The following is an 18177-nucleotide window of genomic DNA, read 5'->3' on the forward strand; positions in this document are numbered from 1 at the left end:
CTTTCATGCACAGCCTCCGACTGCGCGGTGCGCGCACCCACAATCTCAAGAACATCGACCTGGATCTGCCGCGCGAGCGGCTGATCGTGCTGACGGGATTGTCCGGTTCGGGCAAGTCCTCGCTCGCCTTCGACACCCTCTATGCCGAGGGACAGCGGCGCTATGTCGAGTCGCTCTCGGCCTATGCGCGCCAGTTTCTGTCGATGATGGAGAAGCCCGACATCGATCATATCGAGGGGCTGTCCCCGGCGATCGCCATCGAGCAGAAGACCACCTCGCACAATCCGCGCTCCACCGTCGGCACCATCACCGAGATCCACGACTATCTGCGCCTGCTGTTCGCGCGCGTCGGTCAGCCGTGCTGCCCCACTCATGGTGAGCCGCTCGACGCCCAGACCATCAGCCGGATGGTCGACCGCGTGCTGGCGTTGCCCGAGGGCGAGAAACTGATGCTGCTCGCGCCCGTGGTCGCAGCGCGCAAGGGCGAGTATCAGCGCCTGCTCGGTGAGCTGCACGCCCAGGGCTTCGTGCGCGCCCGCATCGACGGGCAACTGTACGAGCTGGACGCGCCGCCCGAGCTGGACCCGAAGAAGAAGCACGACATCGCGGTCGTCGTCGATCGCTTCCGGGTGCGCGCCGATCTGGCGCTGCGTCTGGCCGAGTCGTTCGAGACCGCGCTCAACCTCTCCGGCGGCCTCGTCCAGGTCGGCTGGATCGATGAACCCGAGCGTCCCGAGCTGACCTTTTCGTCCAAATTCGCCTGTCCGCTCTGCGGCTATAGCCTGCCGGAGCTGGAGCCGCGTCTGTTCTCGTTCAACAATCCGGCCGGCGCCTGCCCGACCTGCGACGGGCTGGGCGTGGAACCCTTTTTCGATCCCGACAAGGTGGTGGTGCATCCGGAACTGAGTCTGGCCGGCGGTGCGGTGCGCGGCTGGGACCGGCGCAACGCCTATTACTTCCAACTGATCCGCTCGCTCGGCGAGCACTATGGCTTCGATGTCGAGATCCCCTGGATCGAGCTACCCGAGACGGTGCGCGCGGTGATCCTCTACGGCAGCGGCACGGAGAAGATCCGGCTCAAGCTGCCGCACGCCAAGGGCAGTGCCAAGCCGCAGGTGTTCGAGGGCATCCTGCGCAACATGGAGCGGCGCTATCGCGAGACCGAATCCAACACGGTGCGCGAGGAACTGGCGCGCTATCTCTCGCAGCGGCCCTGTCCGGCCTGCGCGGGCACACGCCTGAACGAGGCCGCGCGTCATGTCTTCATCGCCGGGCACAACCTGCCGGCGATCTCGGGCCTGCCGGTCGGCGAATCGTTGCGTCTGTTCGAGACCCTGGAACTGCCGGGCCAACGCGGCGCGATCGGCGCCCCGGTCATCACCGAGATCGCCGCCCGGTTGCGCTTCCTGGTCGACGTCGGACTCGACTATCTGACGCTCGAACGCAGCGCCGAGACGCTCTCGGGCGGCGAGGCCCAGCGTATCCGGCTCGCCAGCCAGATCGGTGCCGGACTGGTCGGGGTCATGTATATCCTGGACGAACCCTCGATCGGACTGCACCAGCGCGACAACGCGCGGCTCCTGAAGACGCTCACCCATCTGCGCGATCTGGGCAATACCGTGATCGTGGTCGAGCATGATGAAGAGGCGATCCGCGCCGCCGACTGGGTGGTGGATATGGGACCGGGCGCGGGCGCGCATGGCGGCGAGGTCGTCGCTCAGGGCACGGCGGATGAGATCGCCGCCAACCCGGCCTCATTGACCGGACGCTATCTGTCCGGCGCGCTGCGCATCGAGATCCCCGTCCGGCGCACGCCCAACGACCCCGCACGCCAGTTGCGCATCCTGGGCGCGAGCGGCCACAACCTGCGCGCGGTCGATGTCTCGATCCCCGTCGGTACATTCTGCTGCATCACCGGCGTCTCGGGGTCGGGCAAGTCGACCCTGATCAACGACACCCTGTTCCCTGTGGTCGCGCGTCACTTCAACGGCGCCGGCCTCACACCCGCGCCTCATACGGCCATCGAGGGGCTGGAGCACTTCGACAAGGTGGTCGACATCGACCAGAGTCCCATCGGTCGCACGCCGCGCTCCAATCCGGCGACCTATACCGGGCTGTTCAACCAGGTGCGCGACCTGTTCGCCGCCGTCCCCGAGTCACGCGCGCGCGGCTATGACGCCGGGCGCTTCAGCTTCAACGTCAAGGGCGGGCGTTGCGAGGCGTGCAAGGGCGATGGCGTGATCCGGGTCGAGATGCACTTCCTGCCCGACGTGCATGTGCAGTGTGATGTCTGTCGCGGGCGGCGCTACAACCGCGAGACGCTGGAGATCCGCTACAAGGGCAAGTCCATCGACGAGGTGCTGAACCTGACGGTCGAGGAAGCGCTCGACTTCTTCGCCCCGGTACCGGTGATCGCGCGCAAACTCCAGACGCTGCTGGACGTGGGCCTGTCCTATGTCCGGCTCGGCCAGAGCGCGACCACGCTTTCGGGCGGCGAGGCGCAGCGCGTCAAGCTCAGCCGCGAGCTCTCCAAACGCGACACCGGGCGCACACTCTACATCCTCGACGAGCCGACCACCGGGCTGCATTTCCACGACGTCAAGCATCTGCTCGAAGTGCTGCATCGACTGCGCGACCAGGGCAACACCGTAGTGGTGATCGAGCACAATCTCGACGTCATCAAGACCGCCGACTGGATCATCGACCTGGGGCCGGAGGGGGGCGACCGGGGCGGACGGGTGGTCGCCATCGGCACGCCCGAGACCATCGCCGCCGACGAGCGGTCCCATACCGGGCGCTTTCTGCGGCCCCTGCTGGAGCGTGGGTGGTAGCCGGCGAGCGACGGCACGCCTATGACATCAGGCGAGAGTGTAAACTACCCCTACGACTCTATCGCCACACCGCATACATTCGCCATGAACCCAGAAAAGGTCGCCTTCGGCTTCTTCATCGTGCTCGCCCTGACGCTCAACTTCGGCTTCTTCGTCGGCGAGATCGACAATCCCGATCACCATCACGCCTGGGAGCTGTTCTTCGTGGTGGTGGTCAACATGATCGCCACCGTGCTCAAGTTCGGTGACCGCACCCAGATGGGCGCGGTGCTGCTGGCGACCAGTCTGGTGGCCATGCTGCAACTGCTGGCCGCCTCACTGGTCTGGACCATCGCCGTCCATGCCACAGAGACCGGCATGACGCCCTCGGTCATGGCCAGCATCGTCTCGCTCTCGGGCGGCGCCATGATCGCCAACGTGGTCTCGGTGGTGCTGCTGGTCATCGAGACGGTGCTGCTGCGGCGCTGAGCAGAGCGACTGAGCCTTGGACACCATCTTCTTCCTCGTGCTGCGGCGTATGCGCACGCCGTTGCTGACACTGATCGTGGTCTATGCGATCGCCATGGCCGGGCTGGCGCTCATCCCGGCCCAGGACGCCGACGGACAACCGACGCGCACCAGTCTGTTCCATGCCTTCTATTTCGTCAGCTACATGTCGACGACCATCGGGTTCGGCGAGCTGCCCAACGCCTTCACCGATGCGCAGCGGATCTGGGTCTCGCTGTCGGTGTTCTTCACCGTGGCGGTGTGGATCTATGCCATCGGCAACCTGATCGCCCTCCTGCAGGACGCCACGCTCCAGCGCGCCATCGCCGAGCGACGCTTTCGCAATCAGGTGCGCCGGCTCGGCGTGCCCTTCTATCTGGTGTGCGGCTATGGTCAGACCGGCGGCGCCCTGGTCGGTGGACTCATGGAGCGGCACATCCAGTCGGTCGTGGTCGACATCGATCCAGATCGCATCAATCTGCTCCAACTCGACAACCAGCGCGAATACGTGCCCGCGCTCTGTGCCGACGCGCGCAGTCCGCACATCCTGGAGGCCGCCGGACTCAAGCATCCGCTCTGTCGCGGCGTGGTGGCGCTCACCAACGTCAACGAGGCCAATCTCAAGATCGCCATCGCCGCCAAGCTGCTGCATCCCGAGGTCAAGGTCATCTGTCGCGCCGACTCCCACGAGATCGAGGCCAACATGGCCTCCTTCGGCACCGATCACATCTACGACCCCTTCGATGCCTTCGCGTCCTATATCGCCTTCTCCATCCAGTCGCCCTGTCAGACCCTGTTGATCGACTGGCTCTCGGGACGCGGCGGCGACGAACTCAACGAGCCGAACTACCCGCCGCGCCATGGACGCTGGGTCATCTGCGGTTACGGTCGCTTCGGTAAGGCGATGTACAAGCATCTCAAGGCCCAGGGCTTCGAGCTGTCGATCATCGAGGCCGAGCCGCACAGGACCGGCATCCCCACCGAGGGTGTGGTGCACGGACGCGGCACCGAGGCCGTCACCCTGGAACAGGCCGAGATCCGTCAGGCCGTCGGGCTGGTGGCGGGAACCGATCAGGATGCCGACAATCTATCCATCATCATGACCGCGCTGACGCTCAACCCCGATCTGTACGTGATCGCGCGCGAGAACCACATCCAGAATCAGGAGCTCTTCGACCGGGTCGGCGCGCAGTCGATCATGAACCCGAGTACCATCATCGCGCACCGTATCCGGATGCGCCTGATCACGCCGCTGCTGTCGGAGCTGTCCCGGCTGGCGCGTCTGCGGTGCGACGAAGCCTGGGCCAGTCAGCTCATCAGCCGCATCATCGCCCTGGTCGAGGGGCGCAAGCCCTATGTCTGGGAGGTGACGATCGACGGGACTCAGGCCCCGGCGATCCGCGAGGCCGCGCGGCGGGGACGGACCATCAGGCTCGGAACGCTCCTGCGCGATCCGCTCGAACGCGAACGCACCCTGCCGGTGATTCCGCTGCTGCTGATCCAGGGGCAGGAGCACCGGCCGCTGCCCGCACTCGACATACAGATCGGTCCGGGCGACCGCTTGCTGTTCTGCGGACGTGAGGAAGCACGCCGGCGCATGGACTGGGCGCTGTGCAACCTCCATGCGCTGCGTTATGTCACCGACGGTGAGAGTCCGCGCGAGGGGCCGGCCTGGCGCTGGTTCGCGCGTGAGCGCCGATGAACAGATCACTAAAACAAGAGGATGGAGTAATGCACGCAATCATGACACGACTCGGACAGGATCACGCACGACTGCGGCGGGTGCTCGACTTGCTCGAAGAATTGCTCGACCGTTTTCACGAGGGCGACGAGCCGGACTACGAGCTCATGGACGAGTTGCTCGAATACATGGACAGCTATGCCGACATCGTCCATCACCCGACCGAGGATCTGATCTTCCAGCGTCTGATCGACAAGGGCGTCGAGCCGTCCGAGATCCTCAGCATTCCCATGCGCCAGCACGCGGGCCTGAGCCGGTTGACCAAGGATTTCCGCCAGTCGCTGCTGGGGATTCTGAGCGAAGAAGTGCTGCTGCGCGAGGACGTCGAGGCCGCCGGTCGCGCCCTGGTCGGCAACCAGCGCGGTCATCTGATCCAGGAGGAGCGCGAAGCCCTTCCGCTGGCGCTCGAACACCTGACCGAGGCCGACTGGGCCGAGATCGAGGCCGTCGCTCCGGCGATCGAGGATCCGGTGTTCGGGGCGCCCGATCCGCAGCGCTTCAAGGCGCTCTATCGTCAGCTCGTCGAGCAGGTCCAGCCCTGAGTGCGTGAGCCGTGTCTTGACCCGGAGCCGTGACGACCACACGGGCCGCCGGCTGGTACACGCCTCACTGGTGCTTGGAAGCGGAGCCGTGCTCCTGGCCGGTTGGCCGTGGCTGAGTCTGCTCAGTCCCTGGGGCTATGTTCCGCCTGCGGACCGGCCGCCGATCGAGTCGGGCGTGACCTCGCAGGTGTTCGTCTACGGCACGCTGCGCTGGAGATGGCGGTGATCCGGGCGGCGCTGACCGAGGGATTGCCGTTGCTCGGGATCTGTCGCGGGGCGCACTCGTCGCCGGAACCTCGGCGCGCTGAAGTGACCGACGACGCCGCCGAATGGACTCGAATGGAACGATCAGCGGCTATACTACCTAATCAGGTACAGTGATCGACACACCGCATTCGCGGAGCCTGGAGGTTTTTATGAACGAAATCGGTTTATCCAGCAACATGCCGTCGACGGGCGCAACCAGGGCCTATACGTCACCGCGCGTCGATTCCGGGTCCGAAGGCACGCCGGCCACCCCCAATGTGACCACATCGACGCCGAATAGCGGCTCCAACTCCACGCCACCGACGCAAACGGTCGGTTCCTCCAGAGAAACCATCTCGATTTCGCCGGAAGCCTTGCGTCTGCAACAAGCCGGTGCCTCCACGACCGGAACCGTCGAGTCCAGGTCGGACAGCGGCCTGGATTCCGGGCAGGCGATGGCCATGGCTCAGACGGCTCGGGAGACGATGGCGCAGAATCCCCAGCTCGCTTTTCAGGCACAGACCGGCCGGATCAGTGCGCAGCAGGTCGCTAGCGTCCTCAGAGTTTGATGTTCCCGCTCGACTCAAGGGATCGCGCACGCTCGACACGTTTGACCAGCTCATCGGCATCGGCGGCGGAGCGCTCGATCTCGGGCCAGCCGCTGCAATGCCGCACCACCAGATCGGCGATCAGTGCCATGTGATCGGCATTGTCGTTGAGACAGGGGATGTACTCGTAGGACTGGCCGCCCGCTTCGAGGAACAGTTCGCGATTCTCGACCGCGATCTCTTCGAGTGTCTCCAGACAGTCGGCCGAGAATCCGGGCGAGAGCACCTGGACCGATTTCACCCCGGACCGGCCCCAGTCTTCGAGCGTCGCATCCGTATAGGGCTTGAGCCATTCCTGCTTGCCCAGACGCGACTGGAACGACAGCCCCCAACGCTCGGCCGGCAGTTCCAGCGCCTCGGCGAGCAGCCGTGCGGTCTTGTGACAGTGGCAGAAATAGGGATCGCCCTGATCGAAATAGTCCTTGGGGATGCCGTGGAAGGACAGCAGTAGCCGTTCGGCCTGACCATGCTCGGCCCAGTGGGCGCGGATGCTCGCGGCCAGCGCGGCGATATAGCCCGGCTCGTCGTGATACTGGTTGACGAAACGCAGCTCGGGCAGCCAGCGCCAGCGCATCAGTTCGCGCGCCACGGCGTCGAAAACGGTGCCGACGGTGGTGGCCGAATACTGCGGATAGAGCGGCAGGATCAGCATCCGCCGCGCATTGGCCTCTCGTAGCTCGGCCAGTCCCGAGGCGATCGACGGCCGGCCATAGCGCATCCCGAGCGCGACCTTGACCGGCCCGCCCAGGCGCGCGTCGAGCAGAGCCTGGAGCACTGTGGCCTGACGGCGCGAGATCTCCAGCAGCGGCGAGCCTTGAGGCGTCCAGATGGATTCATAGGCATGGGCCGAGCGCACCGGACGGGTGCGCAGGATGATGCCGTGCAGGAGCAGCATCCAGGGCAGACGCGCCATCTCGACCACGCGCCGGTCGGAGAGGAAATCGGCCAGATAGCGGCGCACGTCCGGTACGCTCGGGCTGTCCGGCGTGCCGAGATTGACGAGCAGTACCCCAAGCCGTTCCGGGGTGTCGTGACGATAGTCGGGCGTGTTCATGAAGGTCATCGGACGAGGCATCACTACGGGCAAGGGTGGCGGGACGCGGCGCTCGGGCCGTCGGCCGGTATGGGCGGGAATGGTACCGGAGATCCGCGACCGATGCGCCCCCGGTCGCGCCATAGAGCCGTGGGGTGGCTTCGCCTATACTAGCGCGCTTCGTTCAGCGTTCAGGCCCGATCCAGCGGCCGGCGCCTCCACTCAGGTTTTGACGTCATCGATGAACCCGGATCTCGGCCGACTCCAGTCCTATCCCTTCGAGAAGCTCGCCGTGCTCAAGCAGGGCATGGATCCGCCGCGCGAGCGCGATGCCATCGGTCTACAGATCGGCGAGCCGAAACATCCGACGCCGAGTCTGATCAGCGAGGCGCTGATCGCGCATCTGCACCGGCTGTCGGTCTATCCGACCACGCGCGGTCTGCCCGAACTGCGCGGGGCCATCGCCGACTGGCTGGGCGCGCGTTTTCGGCCCGAGGGCGGTGCGACGCTGGCCGTCGATCCCGAGCGCCACATCCTGCCGGTCAACGGCACCCGCGAGGCGCTGTTCGCCATCGCCCAGGCGGTCGTCGATCGCACGCACCCCGCGCCTCTGGTGCTGATGCCCAATCCCTGTTATCAAATCTACGAGGGCGCGGCGCTGCTGGCCGGCGCCGAGCCGCAGTATCTGGCCTGCCGACCCGAGAACGGCTTCATCCCGGATTTCGATTCGGTCGATGCGGCGACCTGGGATCGCTGCCAGTTGCTCTATCTCTGCTCGCCCGGCAATCCGACCGGCGCGGTGCTCGACCGGCCGACCCTGACCCGACTGATCGAACTGGCCGAACGGCACGATTTCGTCATCGCTTCCGACGAGTGCTATGGCGACATCTATCAGGACGAGGACGCCCCGCCGCCCGGTCTGCTCCAGGCCGCCGCCGCGCTGGGCAACGACGGCTTCGAGCGCTGTCTGGTGTTCCATAGCCTGTCGAAGCGCTCCAACGCCCCCGGACTGCGCTCGGGCTTCGTCGCCGGTGACGCCCGACTCATCCGCGACTTCCTCGCCTACCGCACCTATCACGGCTGCGCCATGTCGCTGCCGACCCAGTACGCCAGCCTCGCCGCCTGGCGCGACGAGGCGCATGTCCGCGAGAATCGGCGTCTCTATCGCGAGAAGTTCGCCGCCGTGAGCGAGATCCTCGGCCCGGTGATGCCGGTCGAGACGCCCGCCGGCGGATTCTTCCTCTGGCTGGAGACGCCGATCCCGGACACCGACTTCGCACGCGATCTCTACGCACAGGAGAACGTCACCGTGCTGCCTGGACGCTTCCTCTCGCGCGAGATCGACGGTTACGACCCAGGCGCCGGCCGGGTGCGCATCGCCCTGGTCGCGCCGCTCGACGAATGCGTCGATGCCGCCAAGCGCATCCGCGCCTTCGTCGAACGTCTCTGAATTCAACCGCTTTCCAACAAGACCCAACAGGTATCAGCCCATCATGAGCGACCAGCAGAACATCATCCTCGAAGCCTTCGAGCGCCGCGCCGAGATCACCCCGCGCAACGTCGAGACCCATGTCCGCGACGCGGTGCAGGATGTCATCGAGCGTCTGGATCAGGGCGCGCTGCGCGTGGCCGAGAAGCGCGACGGCGATTGGGTGGTCAACGAGTGGGTGAAGAAGGCGGTGCTCCTATCCTTCCGCATCGAGGACAACGCCTTCATGAAGGGCGGTTTCACCAACTACTACGACAAGGTGCCCTCCAAGTACGCCGATACCAACTCGCGTGAGTTCCGCGAGGGCGGGGTGCGCGTGGTACCGCCGGCCACGGCGCGGCGCGGTTCCTACATCGCCTCCGGCTGCGTGCTCATGCCGTCCTATGTCAACATCGGCGCCTATGTCGACTCGGGAACCATGGTCGACACCTGGGCCACGGTCGGCTCCTGCGCCCAGATCGGCAAGAACGTCCATCTCTCGGGCGGTGTCGGCATCGGCGGGGTGCTGGAGCCGGTGCAGGCGGCGCCGACCATCATCGAGGACAACTGCTTCATCGGCGCGCGTTCCGAGATCGTCGAGGGCGTGATCGTCGGCGAGGGCGCAGTGATCTCGATGGGCGTCTACATCGGCCGGAGCACCAAGATCTACAACCGCGAGACCGGCGAGATCACCTATGGCCGCGTCCCGCCCGGCGCCGTGGTGGTCTCGGGCAACCTGCCGGCGAAGGACGGCAGCCACAGCCTCTATTGCGCCGTCATCATCAAGCAGGTCGACGAGCGCACGCGCGGCAAGGTCGGCATCAACGAACTGCTGCGTGATATCTGATCGCTCGGAGGTCGCCGCAATGTCGCCCACGCTCGAGCTGGCCTGTGAACTCGTCCGCCGTCGCTCGGTCACGCCCCAGGATCAGGGCTGTCAGGAACTCATCGCCGAGCGTCTGGCGGCGATCGGCTTCACCGTCGAGCCGATGCCCTTCGGCGAGGTCACGAATCTCTGGGCGCGGCGCGGCACCGAAGGCCCGTTGCTCTGTCTGGCCGGACATACCGACGTGGTGCCGGCCGGGCCGCCGGATCTCTGGGATTCGGATCCCTTCGACCCGGTCATCCGCAATGGGATGTTGCACGGACGCGGCGCGGCGGACATGAAGGGTTCGGTTGCGGCCATGGTGACGGCGGTCGAGTCCTTCGTCGCCGCGCATCCTGAGCATCCAGGCTCGATCGCCTTTCTCCTCACCAGCGACGAGGAAGGCCCGGCGATCGATGGCACGGTCAAGGTCGTCGAACGGCTCCAGCAGCGCGGCGAGCACATCGACTATGCCCTGGTCGGCGAGCCGTCGAGTCGTGAGCGACTGGGTGATTCGATCAAGAACGGGCGGCGCGGCAGTCTCTCGGGCTTCCTGACCATCCACGGCAAACAGGGCCATGTCGCCTATCCGCATCTGGCCAGGAATCCCTTCCATGCCGCCGCCGGCGCGCTGGCGGCACTCTGTGCCGAGGTCTGGGATCAGGGCAACGCCTACTTCCCGCCGACGAGCTTCCAGATCGCCAACCTCAACATGGGCACGGGCGCCGAGAACGTCATCCCCGGCCAACTGGAGGCGCAGTTCAACCTGCGTTTCTCGACCGAACTCGACCCCGAGACCATCAAGCGCCGGGTGCGCGCCATCCTGGACCGGGGCGATTTCGACTACGAACTCTCCTGGCGTCTGTCGGGTCATCCCTTCCTGACGACACCCGGCGAGCTGGTCGAGGCGGCACGCGCAGCCATCCGCGAAATCTGCGGCATCGAGACCGAACTCTCGACCAGCGGCGGCACCTCGGACGGACGCTTCATCGCCCCGACCGGCGCCCAGGTGGTCGAACTCGGGCCGCTCAACGCGACCATCCATCAGGTCGACGAATGTGTCGCGGTCGCGGATCTCGATCAGCTACACCGCATCTACGGGCGGGTGATCGAACGGTTACTGTTGCCGACGGCGGACTGATCCGCCGCCGGTAGCGTCTCACAGGCTCCGCGCGCCGACGCCGACTCGGGCAGGATGATGTTGAGCTCCAGCACCTCGTGCGACTCGGCCTGTTCATAGGTCACCGAGACCGCGTCCATGTCGACCTCGACGTACTTGCGGATCACCGCCAGGATCTCCTGCTGGAGCTGCGGCAGATAGGAAGGCTTGTCCCGCGCGACGCGATCATGGGCGACGAGGATCTGCAAGCGCTCCTTGGCCACACTGGCATTGCCCGCCGTCGCCTTGGGGCGCGAGGATACGAAATAATCGAGCAGACCCATGGTTCACCCCTTGAAGATGCGGCTCAGCAGGCCTTTTTTCTCCGGATACAGGAAACGGTGCGGAACATCGTCACCCAGATAACGCGACACCATGTCGCCGTAGGCCTGACCGGCGTCGCTCTCGCGGTCGAGGATGACCGGGATACCGGCGTTGGAGGCATTGAGCACCGCCTTGGACTCGGGCACCACGCCCAGCAGCTTGAGCGAGAGGATCTCCTGGACGTCGTCGACGCTCAGCATCTCACCGTTGGCCACGCGCATCGGATCGTAGCGGGTCAGGAGCAGATACTCGCGGATCGGCTCCATGCTCTCCTCGGCACGCTTCGAGCGGCTGGAGAGAATGCCGAGCATCCGGTCCGAATCACGCACCGAGGAGACCTCGGGGTTGGTGACGACGATGGCGTCATCGGCGAAGTACATGGCCATGTAGGCGCCATGCTCGATGCCGGCGGGCGAATCGCAGACGATGAAGTCGTAGTTGTCCCCCAGATCGTTCAGGACGCGCTCCACGCCGTCCTTGGTCAGTGCATCCTTGTCGCGCGTCTGCGAGGCCGGCAGCACATAGAGACTGTCGCAGCGCTTGTCGCGGATCAGGGCCTGATTGAGGTTGGCCTCGCCGTTGATGACGTTGATGAAGTCATAGACGACACGCCGCTCGCACCCCATGATGAGATCCAGGTTGCGCAGACCGACATCGAAGTCGATGACGACGGTGCGCTTGCCGCGCTGAGCCAACCCCATGGACAGCGCGGCGGCCGTGGTCGTCTTGCCGACCCCGCCCTTGCCCGAGGTGATCACGATGATTCTTGCCAAGGTCACACCCTCCTTCGGGGGTTCCGCACCGTTCCACGGCACGGCGAATGTTCAGAGTTTCTCGATACGCAGGATCTTCTGGTCCAGGAAGATCTGGACCGGGACACCCCGCAGTTCATTTGGAATACCTTCGCTGACACGATAGTGTCCGGCGATCGAAATCAGTTCGGCCTGGAGATCGTGGCAGAAGATGCGCGCCTCCATGTTGCCGCTCATGCCCGCGAGCGCGCGTCCGCGCAGCGGGCCATAGACGTGGATGTTGCCGTCGGCCATCAGCTCGGCACCCGAACTGACCGGGGCGATGATCGACAGATCCCCGCCGGCGGCATAGATGCGCTGGCCGGAGCGCACCGGCTTGGTGATCAGCATGAAACCGGATTGTCCCGTGGCACGCGGCTGGGCCGTCTCGGCCGACGCCTGGGGCTTGTCGGACGTCTTCGCCGGCGCGGCGGCCGGCACGAGTTCAGGCTCGGGGTCCGTCGCCAGCTCGCCCGCCGACTTGGTCCGCTTCACATAGGACTCACGTAGGATCGCCAGTTCCAGTGCCTCGGCGGCGGCCATCTGCTCGGCATCCGCACCGCGCACGCCGAAGGGGATCATGCCGTAGCCGCGCAACAGACCGACGAGCCGGGGTAGCTCGATCGAGCCCTGGTCCCCGGCCAGATCGCTCAGGTCGATCACCACCGGGGTGTTGCGAAAGAAGTCCGGCGCCTTCTCCACCTTGGCCCCCAGCCGCGACGCCACGGTCTCGATGTCGCTGTCGAGCAGGCGGATGATGGGCAGAGTGAAGCCGGCCGCCTTGAGCTCGAAGGTGCCGGCGCCATCGGAGGCAGTCGTTGAAGAAGTCGATTTCACGGCCATGTCGTTGGGATCGAGCGACGAGCGCTGTGGGTCTCCGGCTGGGTTCGACACGCATCCAGTCGTCAGCGCGGGGGCTGGGCTGGAGCCACTAAGAGTAAGCAAATCGTGCCAGAAGCGAAAGACGGATCAACCCGGCGGCCATTGCATCGGACGTCCGCCGAGGACGTGCAGATGCAGATGGAAGACGGTCTGTCCGGCCTCCGCGTTGCAGTTGATGACGGTGCGGTAGCCGCGCTCGGCGATGCCGGCCTCGCGCGCGACCTGGGCCGCGACCAGCAGCAGCTTGCCGAGCAATTCGGCATCCTCCGGGCCGGCGGCGTCGAGCGTCGGGATCGGCTTGCGCGGGATCACCAGCAGGTGCGTCGGCGCCTGCGGGCTGATGTCGCGGAAGGCCACGACGTCCTCGTCCTTGTAGACGAGATCGGCGGGGATCTCGCCGGAGGCGATCTTACCGAAAATGGTGTCGGACATGGGTTTGCTCCCTCGAACAATCGATCACAGCGCCCGCCGTCCGGAGAAGGCCAGCGCCAGGGTTCCGCCGTCGACGTACTCCAGCTCGCCGCCCAGTGGCACTCCATGGGCGATGCGGGTCACGCGCACGCCATGACGGGCGGCACGATCGGCGATGAAATGCGCCGTGGCTCCACCCTCGACCGTGGGACTGATGGCGAGGATGACCTCGGCGATGGACTCGTCGCGCATGCGCGCTTCGAGCACATCGAGTCCGAGTTCGTCCGGGCCGATGCCGTCGAGCGGCGAGAGCCGTCCGCCGAGCACGAAATAGCGTCCACGATAATCGGTTGCCTGCTCGATGGCCACCACTTCCGACGGCTGTTCGACGATGCACAGCAGCGAATCGTCGCGATTGGGGTTGGCGCAGAGCGCGCAGACATCGTGCTCGGTCAGGGTCCGGCAGCGCGAACAGCGCCGGATCGCGACCATGGCCTCGGCCATCACACGCGCCAGACGTGCGCCGCCCTCACGATCGCGTTCCAGCAGATGGAAGGCGATGCGCCGCGCCGACTTGGGACCGACGCCCGGCAGACAGCGCAGGGCCTCGATCAATTGGTTCAGCAGCGAACGCTCGCCCACCCGCTCAGGACCAGGGCAGCTTCATGCCCGGAGGCAGCGGCATCCCGGCGGTCAGCTCGGTCATGGTCTCCTTGGCCTTTTCGGCGATGCGCTGGCTGGCGGCGTTGATGGCCGCCGTGATCAGGTCTTCCAGCATCTCCTTGTCGTCGCCCATGAGCGAGGGGTCGATCTCGACGCGCTTGGCCTGATGCTGGCCGTTCAGCGTCACCTTGACCAGACCGCCGCCGGCCTCGCCGGTGGTTTCTTCCTGCGCCAGACGCGCCTGCGCCTGCTGCATGTCTTCCTGCATCTTCTGCGCCTGCTTGAGCAGGCCACCCAGTGCCTTCATGTGTTCACCTCGAGGGTTGTGACAGCGCGCCCGGCGGCTCCGGGCGCTCGTATTCGATCGAGCCCGTCGGGGCCAATCATGCCTGAAATGCGCATCGCGGCGATAGCTGATCGCGCTGTGATGTCCAAGCCGTCGGCCTCAGTCGGCCGGACGGATGCTCCCCGGCGCCCAATCCGCATCGAAGGTCTCGCGCATCGAGCGGGCGACCGGATCGGCGTGCATCTGATCGACGGCGGCCTGTCGGCGCTCTCCGGCCTCGCGCGCGCGCCGTTGTGCCAGGGTCTCCTGCTCGGGGCGCGCGACCTTGATCTCCAGCTCGACCGAACGGCCGAGCGCCTGTTCGAGCGCGCTCTTCAGACGCTCCAGTGTGCTTGGAGTCCGCAGGCCGGCGGCCGTTGGATCGAGCTGGAGACTGAGCCGCCCGTCACTGTATCCGCAAAAGGCACAGTTATGAGCGAGCTGGTTGGCGATGCCGCCGATCGACAACTGCGCGACGAGTCGCTGCCAGTCGGCGGCGTTTTCGAGTGTCTTCGTGCCGGACTGGATGGGCGTCGGCTCTGTGGCTCCAGCGCGGGAGTCGGCCCGTGGCGGCGGTGGATCGGACGACTGAAGCGGAACGGGTCGCACGCCCGGTGTCGCTGGTGCGGCCTGGACGTTCGCTGCCGGCCGAGCGGCTGGAGTTCCATCCGCGCCGAACCGGGACGTTTCGACAGACCTCGCACCTGGGACCGGGCGAAAGGCGAGCGCGCGCAGCAGTACCATCTCCAGCCCGCCGCGCGGATCGGGCGCCAGCGGCAGGTCGGTCTGGCCGGTCAGGGCGATTTGATAGAAGAGCTGCACGTCCTCGGGGGCGAGCTGTTCGGCCAACGCCAGCAGTCGGACGCGATCGGGGTCGTCCTCGGCCAGGGTCTTGGGCACCTGCCGGATCAGCGCCAGCCGGTGCAGGAGTCCGATCAGCTCGCGCAGGAGCTCGGCGAAATCGGGCGTCATGGCCGCCGCACGCTCGACGACGCCCAGCACGGCGGCACCATCGCCGGCGGCCAGGGCATCGAGGATGTCGAGCGCCAGATCGCCGCTCACGGTGCCGAGCATGGCGCGCGTCTCGGCCTCGACGACCCGTCCGCCGCCGAAGGCGATCGCCTGATCGAGCAGACTGAGCGCGTCGCGCAGACTGCCGTCGGCGGCACGCGCGAGTAAGGGCAGGGCGGCTAACTCGAACTCCAGTCCTTCCTGTTCAAGGACATAGCGGAGCCGGTCGACGATCTCGCCCGGCAGCAACCGGCGCAGATTGAGCTGGAGACAGCGCGAGAGCACCGTGACCGGGATCTTCTGCGGATCGGTGGTCGCGAGCAGGAACTTCACATGAGGCGGCGGCTCTTCGAGCGTCTTGAGCAGCGCATTGAAACTGTGGCCCGAGAACATGTGCACCTCGTCGATGAGGTACACCTTGAAGCGCGCCCGCGCCGGGGCATAGGGGACGTTTTCGAGCAGCTCGCGGGTCTGGTCGACCTTGGTGCGCGAGGCCGCATCGACTTCGAGCAGATCGACGAAACGCCCGCTGTCGATCTCACGACAGGCCGAGCAGACCCCGCAGGGATGGGAGCTGACGCCCTGCTCGCAGTTGAGCGCCTTGGACAGGATGCGCGCGAGTGTGGTCTTACCGACGCCGCGGGTGCCGGTGAACAGATAGGCGTGATGGAGCTGATCGCGGTCGAGTGCATTGGAGAGCGCGCGCACGACATGCTGCTGCCCGACCATATCGTCGAACGACCGGGGACGCCATTTGCGGGCAAGCACTTGATAGGACATGGCGCGATTATATCAGTCCGGACCTGGACGGCGTGGGGAATCGCGGGCAGAGGGCGAAGAACGGCGTACGGGGGCGGCGACCCGCGCCAGCCGCACCCCGGCACACGACTCCGCCGCTGCGGCTGCTCCCTTCCGGGCCTGACCGGGTTCACGGCTTCACGTTGCGAGGGGACCGGCGTGGGCCACCATGACGGTCGCTCGGCGACGGGTGCCGCCGGAGCGAGCGCGGAGATTAGCAGAGACGTCCCTGGAACACAAACGATCCGGGGCAGGGTCGGCCAGCAAGCATCGAGGTTCAGGGGATCGACGCAGGTCGCCGCCGACGTGGGCGGCGACCGCTCAAGCCAGGACGTGCGCCAAGGCGTCGCGATCGAACTCGCTGGTGACGACGGCCTCGCCGAGCTGCCTGAGCAGCACCAGGCGTAACCGGCCGGCGAGCACCTTCTTATCCACGGCCATGAGTTCCAGCATCCGTTCGGGGGCGAGATTCTCCGGGCGTGCGGTCGGCAGGCCGGCACCGGCGATCAGGCGGTGGGTGCGCTCGACCTCGGCCTCGGTCAGCCGGCCGAGCCGTGCCGAGAGCGCGGCGGCCAGACAGATGCCCGCGCCGACCGCCTCGCCGTGCAGCCATTCGCCATAGCCGACGCCGGTCTCGATGGCGTGACCGAAGGTGTGACCGAGATTGAGCAGGGCGCGGCTACCGGACTCGAACTCGTCCTCGGCGACGATCTGCGCCTTGACCTCACACGAGCGCTGGATGGCGTGGGCCAGGGCGTCGGGATCGCGCGACATCAGCCCGGTCATGTGGCATTCGAGCCAGTCGAGAAATTCGGCGTCGCGAATGAAGCCGTATTTGAGCACCTCGGCCAGTCCGGCCGAGAGTTCGCGCTGGGGCAGGGTGCCGAGGGTATCGGTATCGGCGATGACGGCGCGCGGCTGATGGAAGGCGCCGATCATGTTCTTGCCGGCGGGGTGATTGATGCCGGTCTTGCCGCCGACCGAGGAATCGACCTGGGCCAGGAGCGTGGTCGGAACCTGGATGAAGTCGACCCCGCGCTGATAGCAGGCCGCCGCGAAGCCGGCCATGTCGCCGACCACGCCGCCGCCGAGTGCGATCAGGGTGCAGTCGCGCGCGAAACGCTCGGCGAGCAGTGCATCGAAGATCCGGTTCCAGACTTCGAGCGTTTTGTAGACCTCGCCGTCGGGCAGGATGATTTCGCGGACATGGAGTCCGTCGAAGGCTTGGCGGACAGACGCCAGGTAGAGTGGGGCGACCGTCTCGTTGGTGACGATCATGATCTGCGAGCCGCGCAGATGGGGGCGGTAGAGATCGGGATCGCTCAGCAGACCGGAACCGATGTGGATGGGGTAGCTGCGCGCCCCGAGTTCGACGGTCAGGGTTCGCATGGTCAGACGTCCTCGGATTCGAGCCGGCGGCAGATCTCCTTGACCACCGAGCTGGTGCCGCGTTTCTCGGTCGAGACCACGAGATCGGCGACTTGACGGTAGAGCGGTTCGCGTTCGGCCATGATCTCGCGCAGACGCTCGAGCGGGTCTTCGGTTTCGAGCAGGGGGCGGTTGCGATCGCGGGCGGTGCGGGCGTATTGCTGCTCGGGGCTGCAATGCAGGTAGATGACCACGCCGCGCGCGGAGAGATCCTGGCGGTTCTCCGGGCTCAGCACGGCACCGCCGCCGGTGGCGAGGACGATCCGCTCCTCGGCGACCAGTTCCTCGATGACCTGACGCTCGCGGGCGCGAAAGCCGGATTCGCCTTCGAACTCGAAGATGGTGGGGATGTCGACACCCGTTCGGCGCTGGATCTCGTGGTCGCTGTCCTTGAAGGTGTAGGACAGCGCCTCGGCCAGTTGGCGTCCGACGGTACTCTTGCCGGCGCCCATCGGGCCGACGATGAAGATGTTCTGTGCACGTAACATGGAGAGAGGTATGCCGGATTTTGGGCGCTTAGGCAAGGCCGGAGACAAGGGTGACTCGATTCGATGGGGACATGGAT

Annotated in this window: 18 protein-coding genes, 1 other RNA gene and 1 pseudogene; 9 read left to right on the forward strand and 11 right to left on the reverse strand. The window is 66.1% G+C overall.

Annotated features, from left to right (window positions below; genetic code table 11):
- Positions 1-5: 5 nt before the first annotated feature.
- From uvrA to Atep_RS00155, 6 genes are all read left to right on the forward strand, one after another.
- On the forward strand, positions 6-2831 hold the full coding sequence (gene uvrA, locus Atep_RS00130) for an excinuclease ABC subunit UvrA (RefSeq protein WP_213379414.1): 2826 nt from the start codon (positions 6-8) through the stop codon (positions 2829-2831).
- Between the two features lie 84 nt (positions 2832-2915).
- Positions 2916-3299, forward strand: a complete 384-nt coding sequence (locus tag Atep_RS00135) for a DUF6394 family protein (RefSeq protein ID WP_213379416.1) — start codon at positions 2916-2918, stop codon at positions 3297-3299.
- A gap of 16 nt (positions 3300-3315) precedes the next feature.
- Positions 3316-5019, forward strand: a complete 1704-nt coding sequence (locus Atep_RS00140; protein WP_213379418.1) for a potassium channel family protein — start codon at positions 3316-3318, stop codon at positions 5017-5019.
- 41 nt (positions 5020-5060) lie between these two features.
- Complete coding sequence (locus Atep_RS00145; RefSeq protein ID WP_336511367.1) at positions 5061-5600, forward strand: hemerythrin domain-containing protein; 540 nt, start codon at positions 5061-5063, stop codon at positions 5598-5600.
- A gap of 4 nt (positions 5601-5604) precedes the next feature.
- The gene (locus Atep_RS00150) at positions 5605-5826 is read left to right on the forward strand and encodes a hypothetical protein (RefSeq protein ID WP_213379422.1); all 222 of its coding nucleotides are present in this window, start codon (positions 5605-5607) and stop codon (positions 5824-5826) included.
- A gap of 190 nt (positions 5827-6016) precedes the next feature.
- Positions 6017-6415: a hypothetical protein gene (locus Atep_RS00155; RefSeq protein ID WP_213379424.1), complete on the forward strand. Its 399-nt coding sequence runs from the start codon at positions 6017-6019 to the stop codon at positions 6413-6415.
- Here the strand turns inward: Atep_RS00155 and hemH are convergent.
- A complete protein-coding gene (hemH, locus tag Atep_RS00160) occupies positions 6405-7517 on the reverse strand; it encodes a ferrochelatase (protein WP_213379426.1) in 1113 nt (370 codons plus the stop codon). The genes Atep_RS00155 and hemH overlap by 11 nt on opposite strands.
- A 211-nt stretch (positions 7518-7728) precedes the next feature.
- Between hemH and dapC the strand changes: the two genes are divergently transcribed.
- The 3 genes from dapC to dapE are packed head-to-tail and all read left to right on the forward strand — an operon-like array spanning position 7729 to position 10961.
- Positions 7729-8937, forward strand: coding sequence for a succinyldiaminopimelate transaminase (gene dapC, locus Atep_RS00165; protein ID WP_213379428.1), 1209 nt, complete (start codon positions 7729-7731; stop codon positions 8935-8937).
- 43 nt (positions 8938-8980) lie between these two features.
- A complete protein-coding gene (gene dapD / locus Atep_RS00170) occupies positions 8981-9802 on the forward strand; it encodes a 2,3,4,5-tetrahydropyridine-2,6-dicarboxylate N-succinyltransferase (RefSeq protein ID WP_213379431.1) in 822 nt (273 codons plus the stop codon).
- Between the two features lie 19 nt (positions 9803-9821).
- Positions 9822-10961: a succinyl-diaminopimelate desuccinylase gene (dapE, locus tag Atep_RS00175; protein WP_213379433.1), complete on the forward strand. Its 1140-nt coding sequence runs from the start codon at positions 9822-9824 to the stop codon at positions 10959-10961.
- A gap of 29 nt (positions 10962-10990) precedes the next feature.
- Here the strand turns inward: dapE and minE are convergent.
- The 10 genes and pseudogenes from minE to aroK all read right to left on the reverse strand — a co-directional run.
- Positions 10991-11263 (reverse strand): annotated as a pseudogene (gene minE / locus Atep_RS00180) (cell division topological specificity factor MinE); the annotation flags it as partial.
- Between the two features lie 3 nt (positions 11264-11266).
- Entirely contained in the window at positions 11267-12076 is an 810-nt protein-coding gene (gene minD, locus Atep_RS00185; RefSeq protein WP_213379435.1) for a septum site-determining protein MinD, read from the reverse strand.
- 51 nt (positions 12077-12127) lie between these two features.
- A complete protein-coding gene (minC, locus tag Atep_RS00190; protein ID WP_213379437.1) occupies positions 12128-12937 on the reverse strand; it encodes a septum site-determining protein MinC in 810 nt (269 codons plus the stop codon).
- Between the two features lie 126 nt (positions 12938-13063).
- Positions 13064-13408, reverse strand: a complete 345-nt coding sequence (locus tag Atep_RS00195) for a histidine triad nucleotide-binding protein (RefSeq protein WP_176976962.1) — start codon at positions 13406-13408, stop codon at positions 13064-13066.
- Between the two features lie 24 nt (positions 13409-13432).
- Positions 13433-14029, reverse strand: coding sequence for a recombination mediator RecR (gene recR / locus Atep_RS00200; RefSeq protein WP_213379439.1), 597 nt, complete (start codon positions 14027-14029; stop codon positions 13433-13435).
- Between the two features lie 4 nt (positions 14030-14033).
- A complete protein-coding gene (locus tag Atep_RS00205) occupies positions 14034-14357 on the reverse strand; it encodes a YbaB/EbfC family nucleoid-associated protein (RefSeq protein WP_213379441.1) in 324 nt (107 codons plus the stop codon).
- A 138-nt stretch (positions 14358-14495) separates the two neighbouring features.
- Positions 14496-16166: a DNA polymerase III subunit gamma/tau gene (gene dnaX, locus Atep_RS00210; RefSeq protein ID WP_213379443.1), complete on the reverse strand. Its 1671-nt coding sequence runs from the start codon at positions 16164-16166 to the stop codon at positions 14496-14498.
- Positions 16167-16247: 81 nt separating this feature from the next.
- Positions 16248-16344, reverse strand: an RNA gene (gene ffs, locus Atep_RS00215) — signal recognition particle sRNA small type.
- Between the two features lie 161 nt (positions 16345-16505).
- A complete protein-coding gene (aroB, locus tag Atep_RS00220; protein ID WP_213379445.1) occupies positions 16506-17573 on the reverse strand; it encodes a 3-dehydroquinate synthase in 1068 nt (355 codons plus the stop codon).
- A gap of 2 nt (positions 17574-17575) precedes the next feature.
- Entirely contained in the window at positions 17576-18100 is a 525-nt protein-coding gene (gene aroK, locus Atep_RS00225) for a shikimate kinase AroK (RefSeq protein WP_213379447.1), read from the reverse strand.
- Between the last annotated feature and the right edge of the window lie 77 nt (positions 18101-18177).

The sequence above is a fragment of the Allochromatium tepidum genome (genome assembly GCF_018409545.1).
GTDB lineage: Bacteria > Pseudomonadota > Gammaproteobacteria > Chromatiales > Chromatiaceae > Thermochromatium > Thermochromatium tepidum_A.